This is a genomic window from Burkholderia sp. Ed8 (genome assembly GCF_040761425.1).
GTDB classification, from domain to species: Bacteria; Pseudomonadota; Gammaproteobacteria; order Burkholderiales; family Burkholderiaceae; genus Burkholderia; species Burkholderia seminalis.
Map to the genome: position 1 here is coordinate 148,090 of NZ_CP142885.1, position 20,056 is coordinate 168,145.

Consider the following 20,056-nt stretch of genomic DNA (forward strand, 5'->3'; position numbering starts at 1 on the left):
GCAGGCCGCACGCACGGTTTCGGCATGGGCCGGGATCCCAAACGCACGCCGGCCGGTCGTCGAGGCTCAAGAAACGGCGGCAGGCGTCCGGCAACGCCGCGCCCGGTCGGCGCGCGTTACCGCCCCATCATCGTACGCGATGAAAATTTCCGCTGCATCACCCGTCACGTCGCCTACACTTAGCCAAATGGATAACTTTCAACCCGGTATCAGCGACGTGTTCCACGCCCTCGCCGATCCGACGCGCTGCGCGATCGTCAGCGCGCTCGGCCAGGGCGAGCGAACCGTTTCCGCGCTGGCCGCGCCGTTCGACATTGCGCTGCCGTCGTTCATGAAGCATGTCGCGGTGCTCGAGCGCAGCGGCCTCGTGCAGACCCGGAAAACCGGCCGCTCGCGCACCTGCGCGCTGGTGGTCAGCCGGCTGACCGAGGCCGAGGCATGGCTCGCCGCCCAGCGCGCGCTGTGGGAGGCGCGATCCGACCGCCTCGTCGAATTCGTCGAACGCCATCATCAGGAGGAGCACGATGTCAGCCAGCCCCGTCGAACCCGCTGAAGCCCACGATCTCGTCATCACGCGCACGCTGCACGCGCCGCGCCGTGCGCTGTGGCGCGCGTGGACCGACCCCGAATTGCTGAAGGAGTGGTGGTGCCCGAAGCCGTGGACCACCGACGTGCGCGCATTCGACCTGCGCCCGGGCGGCGCCTTCCACACGTTCATGCGCGGCCCCGACGGCGGCACGAGCGACAATCCCGGCTGCTTTCTCGAGATCGTGCCGGAATCGCGCATCGCGTTCACGTCGATGCTCGCGGGGGGCTGGCGGCCGCAGACGCCGTGGATGGGCTTCACGGCGATCGTCACGATGGCCGACGACGACGCGGGCAGCCGCTACGAGGCGCGCGTGATGCATCCCGATGCCGCGACGCGCGAGCGCCACGAAGCGCTCGGCTTTTTCGAGGGCTGGAACACGTGCATCACGCAGCTCGATGCCTTCGCCGCCGCCCTGCGTTGAACGGCTGAACGCGCCCGCGCGGGCAGCCATTGCATGCCGCCGCGCCCGCGCCTAGGATTCCTGAAGGAAGCATGACGACACGCCGGCCGCCGGCGTGCGCCGTCGCGCGCGTTCCGCGGGAGGCCACATGTTGCACACGCACACGCATTCCACCCGGGTCAGCCGGCACCTGAACGCACCGCGCGGGCGCGTCTACCGCGCGCTGCTCGATCCGCACGCGGTCGAGCAGTGGAAGGTGCCCGACGGCATGACGTGCCGCGTGCACGCGTACGATGCGCGCGAAGGCGGCGCGCTGCGGGTGTCGCTGAGCTACGACGCGCCGTCGGCCGACACCGGCAAGACCACCGCGCGCACCGATACCTATCACGGCCGCTTCGTCACGCTCGTGCCGGACGAGCGGATCGTCGAGATCGACGTGTTCGAAACCGACGATCCGATGCTGCGCGGCGCGATGACGATCACCATCACGCTGTCCGACGAAGCCGGCGGCACGCGCGTGGATGCCGTGCACGACGGGGTGCCGCCCGGCGTGCCGGCCGCCGACAACGAAACGGGCTGGCGGATGGCATTGGCGCGGCTGGCCGCGCTGGTGGAAGCCGGGTGACGCCGCGCACGCGCGTCAGCCGAGCCGGTAGGCGCGCGTGACCGTGCCGCGGAACAGCGCGTCGCGCTCGTCCCGGCTGGCCTGCGCGGTCAGCCGCTTGAACGCGTTCCAGCCGTTGACGAACGAATACGAGCCCTTGTCGACCGGGAAATTGCTCTCGAACATGCAGCGGCCGGGGCCGAATGCGTCGATGCAGGTCATCATCCACGGCTTCCACGCGTCGGCGAGCTGCACGGAAGACGGCGGCGTCGCGCCCTTCTCGAAATCGAACCCGTTGATGCGCATCCCGAGGCCGCCGACCTTCACGTACACGTTCGGCAGTTGCGCGAGCGCACGCATCGACGCCGACCAGCGCTCGAACACCTCCGGCCGCTTGTCCGCATAGCTGGCGATCCGCACGACGCCGCCGCAGTGATTGACGACGATCCGCGTGTCGGGGTTTGCCTTCGCGAGGTCGAACAGTTCGGGGAGTTGCGGAAAGAACAGCCACGCGTCGTACGACAGCCCGAGCGGCGCGAGCTGCGCGACGCCGGCCCGGTACGCGGGATCGAGCAGCAGCCCGCGCGGCACCGCCGACAGCGGATTCGCGAGCGTCGGATCGGCATCCCACGTGGTCAGGTGCCGAACGCCGCGGAACCGGCCGCGTCCGGCTTCGAGATGCGCTTCCAGGACGTCGCGCACGCGTGCGCCGAGCCGCAGGTCCGCATGGCCGACGATACCTTTGGCGACGGCCACCGGGCCGTGCTGCAGCGGCTCGGCCACGCCGGCCACGTAGGCCGTCTCGCCCACCGGCTTCAGTTCGGCCGGCCCCGAATCGCGATAGCGCGTCTGCGCCTGCATGTAGACGGACGCCTGGATGTGGTGGCCCGAGCGCGCGTCCTGCAGATAGTCGTCGAGCATGTAAATCCAGCCCGGCCGTTCGTAGAAGTGATGATGCGCGTCGACGATCGGCAGGTCCGGCTCGAGCGCGGGTTCGAGCGCCGACGCGAGCCAGTCGGGGCGGACCGCGAGATAGTTGCCTTGCGTCGTCATGCGGGAAGCTCCATCGTGGGCCGGCGTGTCGGCGCATGCGGGCAGCGCGAACGAGGCCGCGGCCGCGCCGAGCAACCGGCGTCGCTTGATCGAAATCGTATCCATGTCATTCGCTCCGGTCGAACGCGTACAGCGACAGCGTGAGCAGCGTCGTGATCGCCAGCACGATCGCGAGGCCGAGCATGCCGGCCGTGAACGTGCCGAAGCTGTCCTTCAGGTAGCCGACGAGATAGGGGCCCGCGAAGCCGCCGAGCGCGCCGATCGAGTTGATCAGCGCCAGCCCGCCGGCCGCCGCCTGGCCGGACAGGAAGCGCGACGGCAGCGTGTAGAAGATCGTGCGGCCGGCAATCGTGCCGATCAACGCGAACGTGATGCCGACGAGCGCCGGCCCGAGCGTCAGGAAATGCGTCGACACGCCCAGCGCCACCGCGCCGATGCACAGCCCCACGGCCAGGTTCGCGACCGGGCCGCCGCGACGGTCCACCCGCTTCGCCCACCACAGCAGCGCGACCGTCGCGAAGCAGTACGGCACCGCGGACAGCCAGCCCGTCTGCATCGTCGACATGCCGTGCGCCTTCAGCATCTGCGGCAGCCAGATGCCGATCCCGTACGAGCCCATCGTGAAGCCGAACGAGATCAGCGCCAGCACGTACACGCGCACGTCGCGCAACGCGACGCCGAAGCCCTTCTTGCGGCCGGCCGCCGCGCCTTCGCGCTCGAACGCGCGCTGCAGCGCCGCGCGCTCGTCGTCCGACAGCCACGCGGCATGCGCCGGCGAATCGGACAGCAGCTTCAGGACGAGGAAACCGAGCGCGCACGCCGGCAGCCCTTCGACGATGAACATCCATTTCCAGCCGGCGAGCCCGAGCACGCCGTCGAGCTGCAGCAGCCACGTCGACAGCGGGCCGCCGATCAGCGACGACAGCGGCGTCGACACGGTGAACCACGCCAGCACGCGCGTGCGGTAGCTCGCCGGAAACCACACGGCGAGAAAGAAGATCACGCCCGGGAAGAAGCCGGCCTCCCCGATGCCGAGCAGCAGCCGGATCGCGTAGAAACTCGTCGGCCCGGTCGCGAGCGCGGTCGCGGCCGCCATCAGCCCCCACGTGATCATGATGCGGGCGAGCCAGCGGCGCGCGCCGAAGCGGTACAGCGCGAGATTGCTCGGCACCTCGAACACGCAGTAGCCCGCGAACATGATCCCCGCGCCCCAGCCGAACTGCGTCGCGGTCAGCCCGAGATCGCGGTTCATCGTGAGCGCCGCGAACCCGACGCTCGTGCGATCCAGGTAGTTGAAGAAGTACGCGAGCGCGAGCAGCGGGATGAAGCGCCATGCGGCCTTGCGCACGGCGCGCTGCTCGGCCGACGTGTCGGTCTCGCGGTCGGCGGCGAGCGCCGGGGAAGCGGATGTCATGTTCGTCTCCATGGATACGGCGGTCCTCGTCCGCGCATGGCGCGGCCGGGCTGCCTGTGTTCGTTCGGGGGATCGCGGCCGCGCTACGCGCTCGCCACTTCAGTCGGCGAAGGCGCGCCGCCCGGCCCGTCGCCGTGCGCCGCGTCGTCCGCGCCGCCCCGGCCCGCGACGACGCCGGCGTCGATCAGCGCACGCGCGTCGTCGGGCGTGTAGCCGAGCTCGCCGAGCAGCGCATGCGTGTCCTGGCCGATCGCGGGCGGCGCCGAGCGCAGCCGCAGGCGCTCGCCCGCGAGCGTGAGCGGCAACAGCGCGGTGCGGGTGTCCACCGGCCGCCCGGCGCTGCTCGCGTCGGCCGGCAGCGTCACGGCTTCGAGGCCGCCCGTGGCGCGCAGATGCGGATCGTCGAACAGGTCCTGCGGCTTCGTGATCGGCGCGTACGGCAGGCCGGTCGACTCGAAGATCGCGCCGATCTCGGCGGCCGAGTACGACGCCAGCCGCGCGCGCAACTCGGGCAGCAGCCATTCGCGCGCCTGGACGCGCAGGTTGTTGGTCGCGAGGCGCGGATCGTCCTTCAGCGCGGCCAGGCCGAATGCATCGCAGAACAGCGCCCATTGCGTGTCCGACACGACCGCGAGAAAAATCTGTTCGTTGTCCTTGACGGAGAACACATCATAGACGGCCCACGCGGAAATGCGGCTCGGCATCGGCGACGCGGCCTGCCCCGTCACCGCGAACTGCATCATGTGCTGCGCGACGAGAAACACGTTGTTCTCGAACAGCGAGCTCTGCACCTGCTGGCCGCGGCCCGTGCGCTCGCGCTGCGCGAGCGCGGCCATCGCGCCGATCGCGCCGAACATGCCGCCCATGATGTCGTTCACGCTTGCACCCGCGCGCAGCGGCCGCCCTTCGGGGCCCGTCATGTAGGCGAGGCCACCCATCATCTGCACGACCTCGTCGAGCGCGGTGCGATGCTCGTACGGGCCCGGCAGGAAGCCCTTGTGCGATACGTACACGAGGCGCGGATTCAGCGCGTGCAGCGACGGATAGCCGAGGCCGAGGCGGTCCAGCGTGCCGCTCTTGAAGTTCTCGCTGAACACGTCCGCCGTGGCGACGAGCCGCAGCACGATCTCCAGCCCGCGCGGATCCTTCACGTCGACCGCGAGACTTTTCTTGTTGCGGTTGAACATCCCGAAGAAACCCGCGCCGGAACCGCGCAGCGCCCGCGTGCCGTCGCCCGCGATCGGCTCGATCTTGATCACTTCCGCGCCGAGATCCGCGAGCAGCATCCCGCAGGTCGGGCCCATCACCATGTGCGTCATCTCGATCACGCGCACGCCTGCGTACGGCAGCGCCGAGGCCGGTTGGCGTTCGTTCATTGCGCGACTCCCGCCAGGCATCCTTCCGGTTGCGCGGCCGACGGGACACGCCCGTCCGCATAGCGGAAACCCTTCGGCAAACCCGCATCGGGCACGTGGCCGTACAGCGCCTCGGCGGGCAACGCCGCATGCAGGATCGCGCGCGCGGCGAGCAGCGCGTCGACGTCGACCCCCGTGTCGTATCCCATCGCTTCGAGCAGGAACACGAGATCCTCGGTCACGATGTTGCCGGTCGCGCCGGGCGCATACGGGCACCCGCCGAGGCCGCCCTGGCTCGCGTCGATCGTCGTCACGCCCGCGTCGAGCGCCGCGACGACGTTCGCCAGCCCCTGCCCGCGCGTGTTGTGGAAATGCGCGCCGCCCGCCTTGTCGCCGACTTCACGCCGCAGCCGCGTGAACAGCCGGCGCACCTGGGCCGGATTCGCATAACCGCTGGTATCGGACAGGCCGATTTCGTCGACACCGCATTCGGCCATCGCGGCGGCCATCGCGATCGTCTCGTCGTCGCTGACGGCGCCCGCGATCGTGCAGCCGAACGCGACCGACACGCCGGCCTCGATCTGCACCGACGGATACCGCGCATCGCGCAGCGCGACGATCGCGCGCACTTCGTCGATCATCTGCGCGGGCGTCTTGCGAATGTTCGCCAGCGAATGCGCTTCCGTGACCGAGACCGGCAGCGTCAGCTTGTGCACGCCCGCGTCGAATGCCCCTTCGGCACCGCGCAGGTTCGGCGCGAGCGCGGCGACGTGCAGCCCCGGAATCGCCCGCGCATGCGCGACGACTTCGCGCACGTCGGCCATCTGCGGCAACAGCCGGGCCGGCACGAACGACCCCACCTCGATCTCGCGCAGGCCGGCCGCGGCCAGCGCGGTGATCCAGCGCAGCTTGCCGGCCGTCGGCATCACGGCCTTGATGCTCTGCAGCCCGTCGCGCGGACCGACCTCGCTGACCAGCACCTTCGGATATTCGGAAACGCTCATTCGACACCTCATCGTTCTATCTGAAAGAACATCATTCTGTTTGACAGAACTTTAGGCGGGCAGCGAACGAGCGGTAAGCGGGGTATACCCGTGAAATCGCGATTTTATGGAACTTGAGTTCTGTCAGGCAGAACGATATAGTGGGCCGACCATCATTCGAAGGAAGCAGTCAGTGCCCACGCATCAAGCAGGCCACACCGGCGACATGTCCGATCCGGCGGCCGAAGAAGCATCCAGCGGCGTCGCCGTGCTCGATCGCGCGTTCGCGATCCTCCGTGCGTTCGGCCAGACCGACGACCGGCTGTCGCTCGCCGAGCTGTCGCGCCGCACCGGGCTGTACAAGAGCACAATCCTGCGCCTGCTCGCGGCGCTCGAACACGGCGGCTTCATGCGCAAGCTCGACGACGGCCAGTACGCGATCGGGCACGAGCCGCTGCGGCTCGCCGCGCTGTACCAGCGTTCGTTCCGCGTCGGCCCGGTGATCGAGCCGCTGCTCGAGGCGCTGAGCCGCGAACTCGGCGAAACGGCTTCGTTCTACGTGCGCCAGGGCGACATGCGTTCGGTGCTCTATCGCGTCGAACCGGCCCGCGCCGTGCGCGTGTCGATTCGCGTCGGCGAGGAATTTCCGGTTCGCCAGGGCGCGTCCGGGAAGGTGCTGCTGGCCTTCACCGACACCCACGACGCCCGCTGGGACGACGTGCGCGAACAGCTGTGGGCCGCGTCGTACGGCGAGCGCGACCCCGAGACGGCATCGGCATCCGTGCCCGTGTTCGGCGCGGCCGGCGAATGCGTCGGCGCGCTGACGGTGTCGGGCCCGAAATCGCGGCTCGCCGCCGCGCCGGCGATGGCCGCGGCGCTCGCCATGCTGCTGCCGCTCGCGCAGAAGGCGACCGTCGCGCTCGGCGGCGCGGGCACGCGCTACGACGCGGCCGCCGTGCGCGACAGCCTCGCCCGGCTCGCGTCGTCGGCCGACGACGCTGCACGGTCGTAGGCGATTGCGCACGACAGCGGCGATGCGACGGCACGACGGGCCGCCGCATGCGACACTGGCCGACGATGCACGCCCGGTGTGCCACTCGCATGCACACCGGGCGGATAACCGCCAACCGGACCCGCACGAGGAGACAATCGCGATGAGCGCCGCACGCCCCGCCGCCTGGTATTTCGATTTCGTTTCGCCGTTCGCCTATCTGCAGCAGGAACAGTTCGACCGGTTGCCGCCGGCCGCCGCGTTCGAGCCGCGCCCGATCGTGCTCGGCGCGCTGCTCACGCACTGGGGCCAGAAAGCGCCGGCCGAGATCGCGGCCAAACGCGTCTTCACCTATCGTCACGCGCAATATCGCGCGGACAAGCTCGGCATCGCGTTCCGGATGCCGCCCGCGCACCCGTTCAACCCGATCAGGCCGCTGCGCCTCGCGATCGCGATGGGCAGTTCGCGCGACGCGATCCGGCGGATCTTCCGGCACATCTGGCGCGACGGCCACGACGTATCGACGCCCGACGGCTTCGCGGCGCTATGCGAAGCCGTCGGCTTTCCGGAAGGCGTGACGGCCGTCGAGGCACAGCCGGTCAAGGACGCGCTGCGCGCGAACACCGATCGGGCGATCGCCGACAGCGTATTCGGCGTGCCGACCTTCGCGCTCGACGGCGACCTGTTCTGGGGCGAGGACGCGACCGACATGTTCGTCGACTGCGCGACGTCGCGCGCGTGGCTCGACTCGCCCGAGGTGCGCCGCATCAGCGCGCTGCCGGAAGGCATCCGGCGCGGCTGACGGCACGGCCGCCATCGCGCGCCTGCGCGATCATGCCTCGCGCCCTTCGACGAGCGTCGGCACGGCCTCGCGCATCATCGCGACGAACCGCACGAGCCGCGACGGATAGAACTGCGCGTGCGGATAGGTCAGATAGACGGGCAGCGGCGCGGCCTGCCACTCGGGCGCGAGATGCACGAGCTCGCCGCGCGCGAGATGGCCGGCCAGCATCCATGACGAGCCGACACACGCACCGACGCCCAGCAGCGCCGCGCTACGCAGCGCATACAGGTTCGCGGTCGTGATGCGCGGCCGGATCGCGATGCGTCGCGTGTCGCCGGTGACCGCGTGCGTCAGCGCGAGTTCGTTGCGGTAGTAGGTGCGCAACGCGAGCCACGGCAGCCCGGCCAGCGCGTCGGGGTCGCCCGGTAGATCGGCGCCGTTCAGCACCGACGGCGCGGCGACCACGAAGCGCGGCACCTTCGTCAGCCGGATCGCGACCACGCCGGGATCGGTCGGCTCGCCGACCTGGATCGCGCAATCGATGCCGCTGCCGACGAAATCGCGCACCTCGTCCTGCAGCAGCCACTCGACCGACACGCGCGGGTAGTCGCGCAGGAACTGCGCGAGCGGCGCGACGAAACGTTCCTGCCCGAACGCGTGCGGCACCGCGACGCGCAGCAGCCCGTCGGGCTCCTCCTGCGCGCCGCGCAAATCGGCCTCGAACGCCGCCCAGTTCGCCAGCAGTTCCTTCGCGCGCTTGAGGCAACGCTCGCCGTCGACGGTCAGCCGCATCGTATGCGTCGTCCGTTGCAGCAGCCGCATGCCGAGCGACCGTTCGAGCGCCTGCAGCCGCCGGCTGATGGTCGGCTGCGTCGTATGCAGTTGCGCAGCGGCCGCCGACAGGCTGCCGGCCTCGACTATGCGCACGAACGTTTCCATCAGCTCGAAACGATAGCCGGCGCCGTCCACCGGCACGGCCTGAACGCGCTGAAACCCGCCAGCGGCGGGAGAAGCAGAAGATTTTTCGGTCATTCGTGCAGCGTATAACAAATCTGCGCGAGGCGGCACTACCGTGGCCGGCCGCGTACCGCCACACTCGCGTCCATCCCGTTATCCAACCAAGGATGCACACCATGTCCACCCCGACCCGTCTCGACGCCGCGCCCCGTGTGGCGCACGCCCCGGCCCATCCGGCCGCCCGTTCGATGCCCGATCGCCGGCTCGTGCTGCTGCTCGCGGCCGCCGCCGGCCTCGCCGTCGCCCCGCTCTACTACGCGCAGCCGATGCTCGGCGCGCTCGGGCCCGATCTCGGCGCATCGGCGCGCGCGATCGGCTTCGTGCCGACGCTCACGCAACTCGGCTATGCGCTCGGCATCCTGCTGCTCGCGCCGCTCGGCGACCGCTTCGACCGGCGCCGCGTGATCGTGACCAAGGCTGCCGCGCTGGTCGTCGCGCTGCTGCTCGCGGCGATCGCGCCGTCTCTCGGGCTGCTGCTCGCGGCGAGTTTCGCGATCGGCCTCGCCGCGACGATGGCGCAGGACGTCGTGCCGGCCGCCGCGACGCTCGCGCACGACACGCATCGCGGCCGCATCGTCGGCACGGTGATGACGGGGCTGCTGCTCGGCATCCTGCTGTCGCGCGTCGTGGCCGGCTTCATCGCCGAAACGGCCGGCTGGCGCGCGATGTTCGCGCTCGCGGCCGTCAGCGTCGCGGTAATCGGCTGGGTGGCCGCGCGCGGGCTGCCGCGCTTCGAGCCGACCACGCGGCTGCCGTACCGCGCGCTGATCGCCTCGCTCGGCGCGCTGTGGCGCGATCATCCGGCTCTGCGTCGCGCCGCGCTCGCGCAGGGGCTGCTTGCCATCGGCTTCAGCGCATTCTGGTCGACGCTCGCGGTGATGCTGCACGGCGCGCCGTTCCATCTCGGCAGCGCGGCTGCCGGCGCATTCGGCCTCGCGGGCGCCGCCGGCGCGCTGGCCGCGCCGATCGCCGGACGCCTGGCCGACCACCACGGCCCCGAGCGCGTCACGCGCATCGGAATCGGCATCGCGACGCTGTCGTTCGCATCGATGGCCGCCGCGCCGCTGATGTCGCCGCATGCGCAGCTCGTCCTGCTCGCGCTCGCGACGATCGGCTTCGATCTCGGCGTGCAGGCGACGCTGATCGCGCACCAGGCCATCGTCTACCGGATCGATCCCGCGTCGCGCAGCCGCCTCAACGCGGTGCTGTTCGTCGGGATGTTCATCGGGATGGCGGCCGGCGCCGCGATCGGCAGTTTGTTGCTCGCGCAACTGGGCTGGAATGCCGTGACCGCGCTGGCCGTCGCGACGTCGCTGGCCGCGCTCGCGGTGCGGATCTGGCGCAACTGACATCCGCCGTCGCGAGGACGAGGCGGGCAGGCCCACGGGCTTGCCCGCCTTTTCTTTTATTTTCGATCGGCGCATGCATGATGCCGCACGGCCCGGCAGATTCGGACGCACCGACGCGCGCATTCGTTCATTCGGTGCAAGATCCGCATCCGCCTGACGAATTAGCCAGTTCAACCGATTAATTTTTGCAACAGCGGTGCACGCCTGCACGCAAACGTCGGACGATTCGCCCCTGCCGCACCGCGCGGCGCGTTGCCATCCGACCCCATCGCACAACCCCGTTTTATCAGGGGATTCCCGGTATTTTTTCGCATTTTCTTCGAAATAACGGCTGACATACTCGCCCCCGTTGCGCTCCGGTGCGAGCGCGCTTTCCGATCCTGCCGGCCGCCTGTCATGCGCTGCGCGTCCGCCCGGGTCGCCCGGAACATGAACGATTTCGACACCTCGATCCAGATCTTCCTCACCCACGTGACGTTCGGCCCGCTGATGAATCACGCGATTCGCGTGATTGCCGGCCTGTACACGTTCAAGGGCTTCGTGCTCATTCCCGTGCTGTGCTGGCTGTGGTTCCAGCCAGGCCCGAACCGCGACCGGCAACGCGAACTGGTCGTCGCGACGATCGCGAGCGGGCTCGTCGCGCTCGCGATCGGCCGGGTGCTCGCCCAGGTGCTGCCGTTCCGCGTGCGGCCGATCTACAACCCCGATCTCCACCTGCACTTCCCGTCGGCCGGACTGCGCGCGGCGACGCTGCAGGCATGGAGTTCGTTTCCGAGCGATCACGCGATGCTGTGGATGGCGATCGCGACCGGTATCTTCATCATCGCGCGCCGCATCGGCATCGTCGCGCTGCTGTATTCGGTCGTCTTCATCTGCCTGCCGCGCGCGTATCTCGGCTTCCACTACCCGACCGACCTGATCGCGGGCGCCGCGATCGGCATCGCGATCGCGTGGCTGCTGACGCGCGACGCGATCCGGTCGCGCTTCGCGCCGCAGGTGCTGGAGACGATCCGGCGCTTCCCCGCGCCGGCCTATACGCTCGCGTTCCTGCTGTGCTTCGAGTTGATCACGCAGTTCGACGAACTGCTGACGCTCGCGCAGTCGGTCACGCAGACGATGTGACGGGCCGGTGCCGCGATGCTGCCCCTGCTGCTGTCGTTCCGTCGCCCCGGCATGCGCTGCCGGCCCTGCGCGGCAGCGGCGCGCCGCGCGCCGGCCGCGCACGTCAGTCGCGATCGGGCGCGCCGAGCGGGAAGAACGCGCGAAACGGCCGCGCCTCGTCGACCGCCCGCGCAAACGACGGCCGCGCGAGCAGACGCTTGCGGTACGCGATCACGTTCGCGAACCGCGGATCGATCCGGTGCGTCCAGTCCGCGTAGAACAGGAACGGCGCCGCGCCGCAATCGGCGAGGCTGAAATGATCGCCGGCCGCCCATTCGCGATCGGCCATCTTCTGGTCCAGCCACGCATACGACGTATCGAGCATCGCGCGCGCATCGGCGACGCCGCGTGCATCGCGTTCGCCTTCCCGGCGCAACGCGTCGTGCACGACCTTCTGCTGCGGCGTCGACACGTAGTTGTCGAAGAAGCGATCCATCATCCGCACCTCGAGCGCGGCGTGCGGATCGTCGGGCAAGAGGCGCACGGGGCCCGGATGGTTCAGGCCGAGATACTCGATGATGATCGACGCCTCGATCACCGTGCGACCCGCCTCGACCAGCACCGGAAAGCGCTTCAGCGGCCACAGCGCGGTCAGTTCCTGCATCGGCTTCGGATCGTCGTGCGCGAGCAGGCGATACTCGAATGGCGTGCCGTTCTCGTACAGCGCGGTCAGCACCTTCTGGCAGTAGGACGAAAAGGGATGGGCGTAAAGCGTCGGCATCATCGCGCGGCCTCTCTGGGTGGTGGGCGCCGCGTCGTGCGGCGCCACGTGGTCGGATACCTGGACGACGAACGGCGCCGGGCCGTTTCGACATCGGTCCGGCATTTTTTTCGGCTTCGGATCGCTACGACCGGCCGTCCATCACGACGCGCCCCTCGGCGCGCCAGCGCAGCATCCCGCCACCGAGATTCGCGACCGCGTCGAAGCCGGCCTTCAGCAGGATCACGGTGGCCTGCGCGGAGCGCCCGCCGGCCCGGCACACGGTCACGACCGGCCGGTCGCGCGCGATCTCGCCGGCGCGTGCGGCCAGTTCGCCGAGCGGAATCGGCGTCGCGCCGGGCAGGTGGCCGAGCGGGCCCGTGAATTCGTCCGGCTCGCGCACGTCGACGACCTGCACGGCCGACAGATGATCCTCGAGCCACTGCGGATCGATTTCCCAGAACCCGGCGAACGTATAGACGAGGGGCGCCCAATCGGGCGCCGCCTGGGCATCGGGCGCGTTCGCGGCGACCCCGCATTGGAGGTTCGCCGGCACCGCGACGTCGATCTGGCGCGGGTGCGCGAGCCCGAGGTTGCGCATGTAGCCCGCGAAATCGTCCTCGCTGAGGTCGCCGCCGAGGCGCGGATTGAAACGCCGCTCCTCGCCGACGCTCGTCACGGTGAGCCCGCGATAGTCGTGCGCCGGATAGAGCAGGCAGGCGGCCGGCAGCGTGAAGAGCCGGCCGTGCACCGCGCGATACAGCGCGCGCGGGTCGCCCTGCTGGAAGTCGGTGCGGCCGGTGCCGCGGATCAGCAGGCAATCGCCGGTGAACGCCATCGATTCGTCGTCGAGCACGAGGCTGATGCAGCCGCTCGTGTGGCCGGGCGTCGCGCGCACGGTCAGGTAACGCGCGCCGAACGCACAGCGGTCGCCGTCGTTCAGGTAGCGGTCGGCGCCCTGCGCGCCGCTCGCGGCCGAGATCGCGATCGCACTGCCCGTGCGCTGTTTCAGCAGCCACGCGCCGGTCACGTGATCGGCATGCACGTGCGTGTCGACGGTCGCGACGAGCCGCAGCCCGAGTTCGTCGAGCAGCGCCGCGTCGCGGCGCACCTGCTCGAACACCGGGTCGATCAGCAGCGCTTCGCGCGACGCGCGGTCGGCGAGCAGATACGTGTAAGTCGACGATTGCGGATCGAAAAGTTGCCGGAAGATCATCGCTCGGGTTCTCCGTCGCCGGTTCTTCGGTGAGGTGGGGGCGGGCCTGCGTGCCGCACATCGTCGTCCGGCACCGGCGTCGGCATGATGACATCGCCGTCGCGCGAGCGGCATCGCGCGCGTTGCGTTTCGCCCTCCCTACAGCGTAGATCAAAATGCATGCGCCGCCGGGGTACGGTGCGCGGCGACCGATTCCGAAGACGAATCGCACACGCCGGGACGATTCGCCACGCCCGGATGGTTGCGCGCACTGCCTTACACTACGGCCTGTTTTCGTCACAGTTCACAGGAATGCCACCGACATGTCGATGACGATCGATCCGAAGCAGGCCGCCGCGCTGCTGGCCGTCGCCGACACCGGCAGCTTCGAGCAGGCGGCCGTGCGCCTGCACGTGACCGCGTCCGCCGTCACGCAGCGGGTCCGCGCGCTGGAAGCCAGCCTCGGCACGCCGCTCGTGCTGCGCACGCGGCCATGCCGACCGACGGTGGCCGGCCAGCGCGTGCTGCAGCATCTGCGCCGCGTCGCGCTGCTGCAGGCCGACCTGCAAAGCACGCTCGCGACCGAGCGCGAATCGCCGATCTCGGTGACGATCGCGCTGAATTCCGACAGCCTCGGCACGTGGTTCCTGCCCGCGCTGACATCCGTGCTCGCGGGCGAGCGCATCCTGTTCGAGCTGATCGTCGAGGATCAGGACCATACGTTCGCGCTGCTCGAAAGCGGGATGGCGGTCGGCTGCGTGACGACCGAACCGAAGCCGATGCGCGGCTGCATCGCGACGCCGCTCGGCACGATGCGCTACCGGCTGCTCGCGGCCGCCGCGTTCGCGGTGCGCTGGTTCCCGCGCGGGCTGAACCGCACGAGCGCGCGCAAGGCGCCCGTCGTCGCGTATTCACGGCGCGACACGCTGCAGTCGTCGTTCCTGAAGGAAAAGTTCGGGCTGCCGGACGGCGCGTACCCGTGCCACTACGTGCCCGGCACCCACTCGCACTTCGCGGCGGTGCGGCACGGGCTCGGCTACGCGATGGTGCCGGAGCCGCTGATCGGCGCGACGCCGCTCGATGCGCAAGGGCTCGTCGATCTCGCGCCCGCGCATCCGACCGATGTCACGCTGTACTGGCACGCGTGGACCGTGCAGTCGCCGACGATGGCGTCGCTGTCGGCGCGCGTCGTCGAAGCGGCGCGCCGATTGCTCGCGCCGCTGCCGACATGACCTGAGGCGGCGCGCTGGCGACGAAGCCGGCTCGCGGCCGTTACGCGCGCCGCTGCGCGAAGTATTCGCCGACCGCGCCGAGGAAGGTATCGATATCCGCGCGCGACACGTCGCAGTGCGTGACGAAGCGCGACGCATACAACATCTGCGTGAGAATCCCGCGCGCCTTGAGCCACGCCTCGAGCGGCGCGCAATCGGCTTCGGGAAATTGCGCGAACACCATGTTCGTCGCATGCGACAGCACCTTCACCGCGTCGATGCGCGCGAGGCCTGCCGCGAGATGCGCGGCATTCGCGTGATCGTCCGCGAGCCGCTCGACGTTGTGGTCGAGCGCATACAGGCACGCCGCCGCGAGAATGCCCGACTGCCGCATCCCGCCGCCCAGCACCTTGCGCCAGCGCTGCGCACGTTCGATCAGCGCGCGGCTGCCGACCAGCACCGAGCCGACCGGCGCGCCGAGCCCTTTCGAGAAGCAGATCGACACGGTGTCGAACGGCGCGCACAGCTCGGCGATCGGGCGCCCCGACGCGACGGCCGCGTTGCACACGCGCGCGCCGTCGAGGTGCGCGGACAGCCCGCGGCTGCGCGCGAACGCGACGGCTTCCTGCACATAACCGTCCGGCAACACCTGGCCGCCGATCGTGTTCTCGAGCGCGAGCAGGCGCGTGCGGGCAAAGTGATTGTCGAGCGGCTTGATCGCCGCGGCGATCTTCGCGAGCGGCAGCGTGCCGTCCGGCGCATTCTCGATCGGCTGCGGCTGGATGCTGCCGAGCACGGCCGCGCCGCCGCCTTCGTACTTGTAGGTGTGCGCGAGCTGGCCGACGATGTACTCGTCGCCCCGCTCGCAATGCGACATCAGCGCGGCCAGGTTGCTCTGCGTGCCGCTCGGGAAGAACAGGCCGGCTTCCTTGCCCGCGCGCTCGGCCGTCACCGCCTGCAGGCGCAGCACGGTCGGGTCGTCGCCCCACACGTCGTCGCCGGTCTCGGCGGCAGTCATGGCGGCCAGCATTGCCTGGCTCGGACGTGTCACGGTATCGCTGCGTAAATCGATCATCGCTATGCCCTGAGTAAACGCGGGCCGGCATCGCTGCGCCCGGCCCTGCCGAAACGAGACTCAGAGTGTACGCAATTCACGCAGCGCGTGCCGCCCGTCGAGCGGCAATCGCATGGTCAGTATCGCGGCGGCGGCGGCTGGACGCCGGCCGGCGGCATCGGCGGCGCCGCGCGCGGCGCGCCGCCGTATCCGCCGCCGCCATACCCGCCGCCACTGCCGCCGCTCATTCCGCCCGGCACCGGCACGCGATTGCCCGTTGCGTACATGCATTGCAGATACGCGTAGTCGTAGCGGCGCTGGACGTCGTAGGCCGAGCCCTGCGCGGCGCCCGCGCCGACGACACTGCCCGCGAGCAGCCCCGCGCCGGCGCCCACGGCCGCACCGGTGCCGCCGTTGAACGCGGCGCCGGCCGCCGCGCCGAGCGCGGTGCCGACGGCGGCGCTGCCGACCGCGCTGGCGGTCGACGCCTGCCCGGCGCTCACGCCGCCCGATTGCCCGAACGCGTACTGGCGGCAACTGCCGTCGTCGGCGCGGAACTGGTCGAACGACTTGCCGGTGCCCGGCAGCGCCATCACGCTCGGCCCGGTCGGCAGGTACGCGCATGCGCCGAGGCAGCCGGCCAGCGCCAGCGCGGCCGGCACGCGCAAGAATCGAAATGCGGATGTCATCGTCGCGCCTCCGTCACTGCGGCCGCGCCGGCACCGATCGCCAGCCCGACTTGCAGGTCTTCACATACGGGTAGTAGTGCTTCGACGCGTCGCAGTAATACCAGAGGTTCGCGTCGCCGTTGTCCTGCGGCTGGCCCTTCTCGACATATTCGGGCGGCGGCGGCGGATCGACCGGTACCGCGACGACGGGCGGCGGGTAGTAGTAAGGCGCGGGGACGACAGGGTAGTAATAGGGGTAGCCGAAGCCGGGGCCGACATAGACCCCGACCCGGGCGGCATGCGCCACGCCGCCCGTCGCGAACGCCACCGCGGCTGCCGCGCCCAGCGCGAGCTTCAATCCATTCACGTCACGTTCTCCAGCAGGCCGGTTCGCCGATACGAACCCGACACCCGAAACGCTACGCCGCGCGCGATCCGGCATCCATTACGGCCGGCCGCGCCAATGTTGCGCGGCGTTACCCGTGTGACAGCCGCTCCCGGCGACGGCCCGCCGCCACGGCCGCGTGCATTACGCGCTAACGCGCCGAAACGGATCGGCTGCCTCGCGCGCCGCGCACGGGCTGCCCGCCGCGCCGTTTCCGGACGATCGAAACCGTTCCGATGACGCGGCGCGCCATATTGACGCACGTGCGTCAGACCGCCACGCCATGGTCGTGCGCGCCGCGAACAGGCTTCTTGATACGAATCAACGATTTATCCCGACATCGCGCGCGGCGGGCTGGACATCTGCGACGAGTTGGCGCATTTCGCGGTGCAACATCGCGACGCATACTCCAGCCAACCCCGACGCCTGTCCGCCGGGGTCCGCCGGCACCCGCCGGCGGGTATCGTCAGCTTCGGTCATCTGGTATGGACACCGCACTTTCGGCCCTCGATCTGGCCCGCCTGCAATTCGCGTTCACCGTCTCCTTTCACATCGTCTTTCCGGCACTGAGCATCGGCCTCGCCAGCTTCATCGCCGTGCTCGAATACCGCTGGCTCAAGACCGGCAAGCAGTACTACAAGACCCTCTGTCTGTTCTGGTCGAAGATCTTCGCGGTCGCGTTCGGGATGGGCGTCGTCTCCGGCGTCGTGATGAGCTACCAGTTCGGCACGAACTGGTCGGGCTTCTCGAGCTTCGCCGGCGCCGTCACCGGGCCGCTGCTGATGTACGAGGTCATGACCGCGTTCTTCCTGGAAGCCGGCTTCCTCGGCATCATGCTGTTCGGCTGGAACCGCGTGAGCCCGCGCGCGCACTTCGGCGCGACGCTGATGGTCGCGATCGGCACGCTGATCTCGACGTTCTGGATCCTCGCGTCGAACAGCTGGATGCAGACGCCGCAGGGCTTCGAGATCGTCGACGGCCGCGTCGTGCCGACCGACTGGTTCGCGATCATCTTCAATCCGTCGTTCCCGTACCGCCTGTTCCACATGGCGATCGCCGCGTTCATCGTCGCGGCGCTGGTGGTGGCCGCGACGGGCGCGTGGCACCTGCTGAAGGGCCGCCGCGACAAGGGCGTGAAGAAGATGTTCTCGATGGCGCTGTGGCTGCTGCTCGTGCTCGCGCCGCTGCAGGCCGTGATCGGCGACCAGCACGGCATCAACACGCTGAAGCACCAGCCCGCGAAGATCGCCGCGATCGAAGGGCTGTGGGAAACCGAAAAGGGCGGCACGGCGCTCAACCTGTTCGGCATCCCGGACATGAAGGCGGAAACGACGCGCTACGCGGTGCAGGTGCCGCACCTCGGCAGCCTGATCCTCACGCACAGCTGGGACGGCGAAATCCGCGGGCTGAAGGAATTCCCGCCGGAAGACCGCCCGAACTCGACGGTCGTGTTCTGGAGCTTCCGGATCATGGTCGGCCTCGGCTTCGCGATGATCGGCCTCGCCGCGCTCGCGTGGCTCCTGCGCCGCCGCGGCCGCCTGTATGAATCGAAGGGGTTCCAGCGCTTCGCGCTCGTGATGGGCCCGACCGGTTTCGTGTCGCTGCTCGCGGGCTGGGTGACGACCGAAGCGGGCCGCCAGCCGTGGGTCGTGTACGGCGTGATGCGTACCGCGCAGGCCGTGTCGCCGCTGTCGGTGCAACAGGTCAGCCTGTCGATGATGACGTTCGTGATCGTGTACTTCCTCGTGTTCGGCACCGGCGTGTACTACATGCTCAAGCTGATGAAGGCCGGCCCCGCGCTGCCCGACGCGAAGCACGACGACACGCCCGACACGCGCCCCGATCACACCGCGCGCCGCCCGATGTCGGCCGTCGACGAGCTGATCGAGACCGTCTGAGCCCACCCCATCCGAATACGAGAAAATCTATGGACGTCACCGTAATCTGGGCCGCGATCATCGCATTGGGGCTCTTCATGTACGTCGTGCTCGACGGCTTCGACCTCGGCATCGGCATCGTCTTCCCGTTCTTCCCGGACGAGAAGGAACGCGACCTGATGATGAACACGGTCGCCCCCGTATGGGACGGCAACGAGACGTGGCTCGTGCTCGGCGGCGCGGGGCTGTTCGCGGTGTTCCCGATCGTCTATTCGACCGTGTTGTCCGCGCTGTACCTGCCGCTGATCTTCATGCTGGTGTGCCTGATCTTTCGCGGCGTATCGTTCGAGATCCGCGCGAAGGCGCGCCGCACGAAGCAGCTGTGGGATCTCGCGTTCATCGGCGGCTCGGCCGGCGCGACGCTGTTCCAGGGCATCGCGCTCGGCGCGTTCCTGCAGGGCATCAACGTGAAGGACGGCGTGTTCGCCGGCGACGCGTTCGACTGGCTCACGCCGTTCAGCCTGCTGACGGGCCTCGGCCTGATCGTCACCTATGCGCTGCTCGGCTGCTGCTGGCTCGTCGCGAAGACCGAAGGCGACCTGCAGCGCCGCCTGCATCGCGTCGTGTGGCCGCTGACCGTCGTGCTGCTCGGCTTCATCGCGGTCGTCAGCCTGTGGACGCCGCTGCAGGATCCGGCCATCGCGCAGCGCTGGTTCGACTCGGGGCTGTTCTGGCGCCTGCTGCCGGTGCCGTTCCTGGTCGCCGGGTGCGCGGTGTGGATGCGCCGCGCGGTACGCGACCGGCACGACATGACGCCGTTCGTGCTCGCGCTGGCGCTGGTGCTGCTCGGCTATGTCGGCCTGCTCGTCACGCTGTTCCCGTATGCGATTCCTCAGACGATGACGATCTGGGAAGCGGCGGCGCCGCGTTCGAGCCAGACCTTCACGCTGGTCGGCGCAGCGGTTATCCTCCCGATCATCATCGCCTACACGACGATGGGTTACTGGGTATTCCGAGGCAAGGTGCGCCATGAAGACCAGCATTACTACCACCACTGATTCCGCCGATCGCCCGCCCGAGGCGCCACGGCCGCGGATGCGCGGCTGGATGTGGTTCGTCGTGCTGTGGGCGGGCGGCGTGATCGGCGCCGTCACGCTCGGTTATGCGTTCAAGATCTTCATGAACCTGACGCTGTTCGCCGTGAAGTAAGCCAGGCGGCCGCCCCGGTCGAACGACGGTCGGGGCGGCCGTTTTTTCGTTGTCGTT

21 protein-coding genes are annotated in these 20,056 nt (G+C 69.5%); 11 read left to right on the forward strand and 10 right to left on the reverse strand.

The annotated features are described in order from the left end of the window. The first annotated feature begins 187 nt into the window (after nt 1–187). The 3 genes from VXM69_RS00695 (at nt 188) to VXM69_RS00705 (ending at nt 1,614) form a co-directional block, all read left to right on the forward strand. Entirely contained in the window at nt 188–553 is a 366-nt protein-coding gene (locus VXM69_RS00695; RefSeq protein ID WP_049033982.1) for a helix-turn-helix transcriptional regulator, read from the forward strand. After that, the gene (locus tag VXM69_RS00700) at nt 525–1,010 is read left to right on the forward strand and encodes an SRPBCC family protein (protein ID WP_200086079.1); all 486 of its coding nucleotides are present in this window, start codon (nt 525–527) and stop codon (nt 1,008–1,010) included. The genes VXM69_RS00695 and VXM69_RS00700 overlap by 29 nt, the downstream gene beginning before the upstream one ends. A 127-nt stretch (nt 1,011–1,137) precedes the next feature. Beyond that, complete coding sequence (locus tag VXM69_RS00705; RefSeq protein ID WP_034187710.1) at nt 1,138–1,614, forward strand: SRPBCC family protein; 477 nt, start codon at nt 1,138–1,140, stop codon at nt 1,612–1,614. Nucleotides 1,615–1,629: 15 nt separating this feature from the next. Here the strand turns inward: VXM69_RS00705 and VXM69_RS00710 are convergent, their stop codons facing one another. The 4 genes from VXM69_RS00710 to VXM69_RS00725 form a co-directional block, all read right to left on the reverse strand. Beyond that, on the reverse strand, nt 1,630–2,751 hold the full coding sequence (locus tag VXM69_RS00710) for an amidohydrolase (protein ID WP_367188797.1): 1,122 nt from the start codon (nt 2,749–2,751) through the stop codon (nt 1,630–1,632). A 1-nt stretch (nt 2,752) separates the two neighbouring features. Beyond that, the gene (locus VXM69_RS00715; RefSeq protein ID WP_034187708.1) at nt 2,753–4,060 is read right to left on the reverse strand and encodes an MFS transporter; all 1,308 of its coding nucleotides are present in this window, start codon (nt 4,058–4,060) and stop codon (nt 2,753–2,755) included. An 83-nt stretch (nt 4,061–4,143) separates the two neighbouring features. After that, entirely contained in the window at nt 4,144–5,436 is a 1,293-nt protein-coding gene (locus VXM69_RS00720; protein WP_301741378.1) for a CaiB/BaiF CoA-transferase family protein, read from the reverse strand. Further along, entirely contained in the window at nt 5,433–6,419 is a 987-nt protein-coding gene (locus VXM69_RS00725; RefSeq protein ID WP_034187706.1) for a hydroxymethylglutaryl-CoA lyase, read from the reverse strand. The genes VXM69_RS00720 and VXM69_RS00725 overlap by 4 nt, the downstream gene beginning before the upstream one ends. Before the next feature lie 172 nt (nt 6,420–6,591). On the opposite strand from VXM69_RS00725, the gene VXM69_RS00730 reads away from it, so the two are divergent. Then, a complete protein-coding gene (locus tag VXM69_RS00730; RefSeq protein WP_226228995.1) occupies nt 6,592–7,410 on the forward strand; it encodes an IclR family transcriptional regulator in 819 nt (272 codons plus the stop codon). A gap of 142 nt (nt 7,411–7,552) precedes the next feature. Further along, the gene (locus VXM69_RS00735) at nt 7,553–8,191 is read left to right on the forward strand and encodes a 2-hydroxychromene-2-carboxylate isomerase (protein WP_367188798.1); all 639 of its coding nucleotides are present in this window, start codon (nt 7,553–7,555) and stop codon (nt 8,189–8,191) included. Between the two features lie 30 nt (nt 8,192–8,221). Here VXM69_RS00735 and VXM69_RS00740 read toward each other — a convergent pair whose 3' ends face one another. Then, entirely contained in the window at nt 8,222–9,205 is a 984-nt protein-coding gene (locus tag VXM69_RS00740) for a LysR family transcriptional regulator (RefSeq protein ID WP_367188799.1), read from the reverse strand. 101 nt (nt 9,206–9,306) lie between these two features. On the opposite strand from VXM69_RS00740, the gene VXM69_RS00745 reads away from it, so the two are divergent. Both VXM69_RS00745 and VXM69_RS00750 read left to right on the forward strand, forming a co-directional pair. After that, nucleotides 9,307–10,539 (forward strand): MFS transporter, encoded by a 1,233-nt coding sequence (locus VXM69_RS00745; RefSeq protein WP_367188800.1) that lies wholly within the window; start codon nt 9,307–9,309, stop codon nt 10,537–10,539. 429 nt (nt 10,540–10,968) lie between these two features. Then, nucleotides 10,969–11,661, forward strand: coding sequence for a phosphatase PAP2 family protein (locus tag VXM69_RS00750; RefSeq protein WP_034187701.1), 693 nt, complete (start codon nt 10,969–10,971; stop codon nt 11,659–11,661). Between the two features lie 103 nt (nt 11,662–11,764). Here the strand turns inward: VXM69_RS00750 and VXM69_RS00755 are convergent, their stop codons facing one another. Continuing rightward, nucleotides 11,765–12,424, reverse strand: a complete 660-nt coding sequence (locus VXM69_RS00755) for a glutathione S-transferase family protein (RefSeq protein WP_034187855.1) — start codon at nt 12,422–12,424, stop codon at nt 11,765–11,767. A 121-nt stretch (nt 12,425–12,545) separates the two neighbouring features. Next, nucleotides 12,546–13,616 (reverse strand): MBL fold metallo-hydrolase, encoded by a 1,071-nt coding sequence (locus VXM69_RS00760; protein WP_034187700.1) that lies wholly within the window; start codon nt 13,614–13,616, stop codon nt 12,546–12,548. A gap of 302 nt (nt 13,617–13,918) precedes the next feature. Between VXM69_RS00760 and VXM69_RS00765 the strand changes: the two genes are divergently transcribed. Beyond that, nucleotides 13,919–14,827, forward strand: a complete 909-nt coding sequence (locus VXM69_RS00765; RefSeq protein ID WP_049028996.1) for an HTH-type transcriptional regulator ArgP — start codon at nt 13,919–13,921, stop codon at nt 14,825–14,827. Between the two features lie 40 nt (nt 14,828–14,867). On the opposite strand, the gene ltaE is transcribed toward VXM69_RS00765, so the two are convergent. The 3 genes from ltaE to VXM69_RS00780 form a co-directional block, all read right to left on the reverse strand. Then, nucleotides 14,868–15,881, reverse strand: a complete 1,014-nt coding sequence (gene ltaE / locus VXM69_RS00770) for a low-specificity L-threonine aldolase (protein ID WP_124670388.1) — start codon at nt 15,879–15,881, stop codon at nt 14,868–14,870. A 116-nt stretch (nt 15,882–15,997) separates the two neighbouring features. After that, nucleotides 15,998–16,549, reverse strand: a complete 552-nt coding sequence (locus tag VXM69_RS00775) for a YMGG-like glycine zipper-containing protein (protein ID WP_367188801.1) — start codon at nt 16,547–16,549, stop codon at nt 15,998–16,000. Between the two features lie 13 nt (nt 16,550–16,562). Beyond that, nucleotides 16,563–16,895, reverse strand: coding sequence for a hypothetical protein (locus tag VXM69_RS00780; RefSeq protein ID WP_034187696.1), 333 nt, complete (start codon nt 16,893–16,895; stop codon nt 16,563–16,565). Between the two features lie 503 nt (nt 16,896–17,398). On the opposite strand from VXM69_RS00780, the gene VXM69_RS00785 reads away from it, so the two are divergent. From VXM69_RS00785 to VXM69_RS00795, 3 genes are read left to right on the forward strand one after another with little or no spacing between them, the layout of a single operon-like run. Next, entirely contained in the window at nt 17,399–18,811 is a 1,413-nt protein-coding gene (locus VXM69_RS00785) for a cytochrome ubiquinol oxidase subunit I (protein WP_124670390.1), read from the forward strand. A gap of 29 nt (nt 18,812–18,840) precedes the next feature. Continuing rightward, nucleotides 18,841–19,848: a cytochrome d ubiquinol oxidase subunit II gene (cydB, locus tag VXM69_RS00790; protein WP_034187693.1), complete on the forward strand. Its 1,008-nt coding sequence runs from the start codon at nt 18,841–18,843 to the stop codon at nt 19,846–19,848. Further along, complete coding sequence (locus VXM69_RS00795; RefSeq protein WP_034187692.1) at nt 19,820–19,999, forward strand: hypothetical protein; 180 nt, start codon at nt 19,820–19,822, stop codon at nt 19,997–19,999. Before cydB ends, VXM69_RS00795 begins: the two co-directional genes overlap by 29 nt. Nucleotides 20,000–20,056: the final 57 nt, after the last annotated feature.

Excerpts from the sequence above, each read along its gene's own strand:
- VXM69_RS00695 (WP_049033982.1), top strand. The coding sequence starts at position 188 with ATGGATAACTTTCAACCCGGTATCAGCGACGTGTTCCACGCCCTCGCC.
- VXM69_RS00700 (WP_200086079.1), top strand. The coding sequence starts at position 525 with ATGTCAGCCAGCCCCGTCGAACCCGCTGAAGCCCACGATCTCGTCATC.
- VXM69_RS00705 (WP_034187710.1), top strand. The coding sequence starts at position 1,138 with ATGTTGCACACGCACACGCATTCCACCCGGGTCAGCCGGCACCTGAAC.
- VXM69_RS00710 (WP_367188797.1), bottom strand. The coding sequence starts at position 2,751 with ATGGATACGATTTCGATCAAGCGACGCCGGTTGCTCGGCGCGGCCGCG.
- VXM69_RS00715 (WP_034187708.1), bottom strand. The coding sequence starts at position 4,060 with ATGACATCCGCTTCCCCGGCGCTCGCCGCCGACCGCGAGACCGACACG.
- VXM69_RS00720 (WP_301741378.1), bottom strand. The coding sequence starts at position 5,436 with ATGAACGAACGCCAACCGGCCTCGGCGCTGCCGTACGCAGGCGTGCGC.
- VXM69_RS00725 (WP_034187706.1), bottom strand. The coding sequence starts at position 6,419 with ATGAGCGTTTCCGAATATCCGAAGGTGCTGGTCAGCGAGGTCGGTCCG.
- VXM69_RS00735 (WP_367188798.1), top strand. The coding sequence starts at position 7,553 with ATGAGCGCCGCACGCCCCGCCGCCTGGTATTTCGATTTCGTTTCGCCG.
- VXM69_RS00740 (WP_367188799.1), bottom strand. The coding sequence starts at position 9,205 with ATGACCGAAAAATCTTCTGCTTCTCCCGCCGCTGGCGGGTTTCAGCGC.
- VXM69_RS00745 (WP_367188800.1), top strand. The coding sequence starts at position 9,307 with ATGTCCACCCCGACCCGTCTCGACGCCGCGCCCCGTGTGGCGCACGCC.
- VXM69_RS00750 (WP_034187701.1), top strand. The coding sequence starts at position 10,969 with ATGAACGATTTCGACACCTCGATCCAGATCTTCCTCACCCACGTGACG.
- VXM69_RS00755 (WP_034187855.1), bottom strand. The coding sequence starts at position 12,424 with ATGATGCCGACGCTTTACGCCCATCCCTTTTCGTCCTACTGCCAGAAG.
- VXM69_RS00760 (WP_034187700.1), bottom strand. The coding sequence starts at position 13,616 with ATGATCTTCCGGCAACTTTTCGATCCGCAATCGTCGACTTACACGTAT.
- VXM69_RS00765 (WP_049028996.1), top strand. The coding sequence starts at position 13,919 with ATGTCGATGACGATCGATCCGAAGCAGGCCGCCGCGCTGCTGGCCGTC.
- ltaE (WP_124670388.1), bottom strand. The coding sequence starts at position 15,881 with ATGATCGATTTACGCAGCGATACCGTGACACGTCCGAGCCAGGCAATG.
- VXM69_RS00775 (WP_367188801.1), bottom strand. The coding sequence starts at position 16,549 with ATGACATCCGCATTTCGATTCTTGCGCGTGCCGGCCGCGCTGGCGCTG.
- VXM69_RS00785 (WP_124670390.1), top strand. The coding sequence starts at position 17,399 with ATGGACACCGCACTTTCGGCCCTCGATCTGGCCCGCCTGCAATTCGCG.
- cydB (WP_034187693.1), top strand. The coding sequence starts at position 18,841 with ATGGACGTCACCGTAATCTGGGCCGCGATCATCGCATTGGGGCTCTTC.
- VXM69_RS00795 (WP_034187692.1), top strand. The coding sequence starts at position 19,820 with ATGAAGACCAGCATTACTACCACCACTGATTCCGCCGATCGCCCGCCC.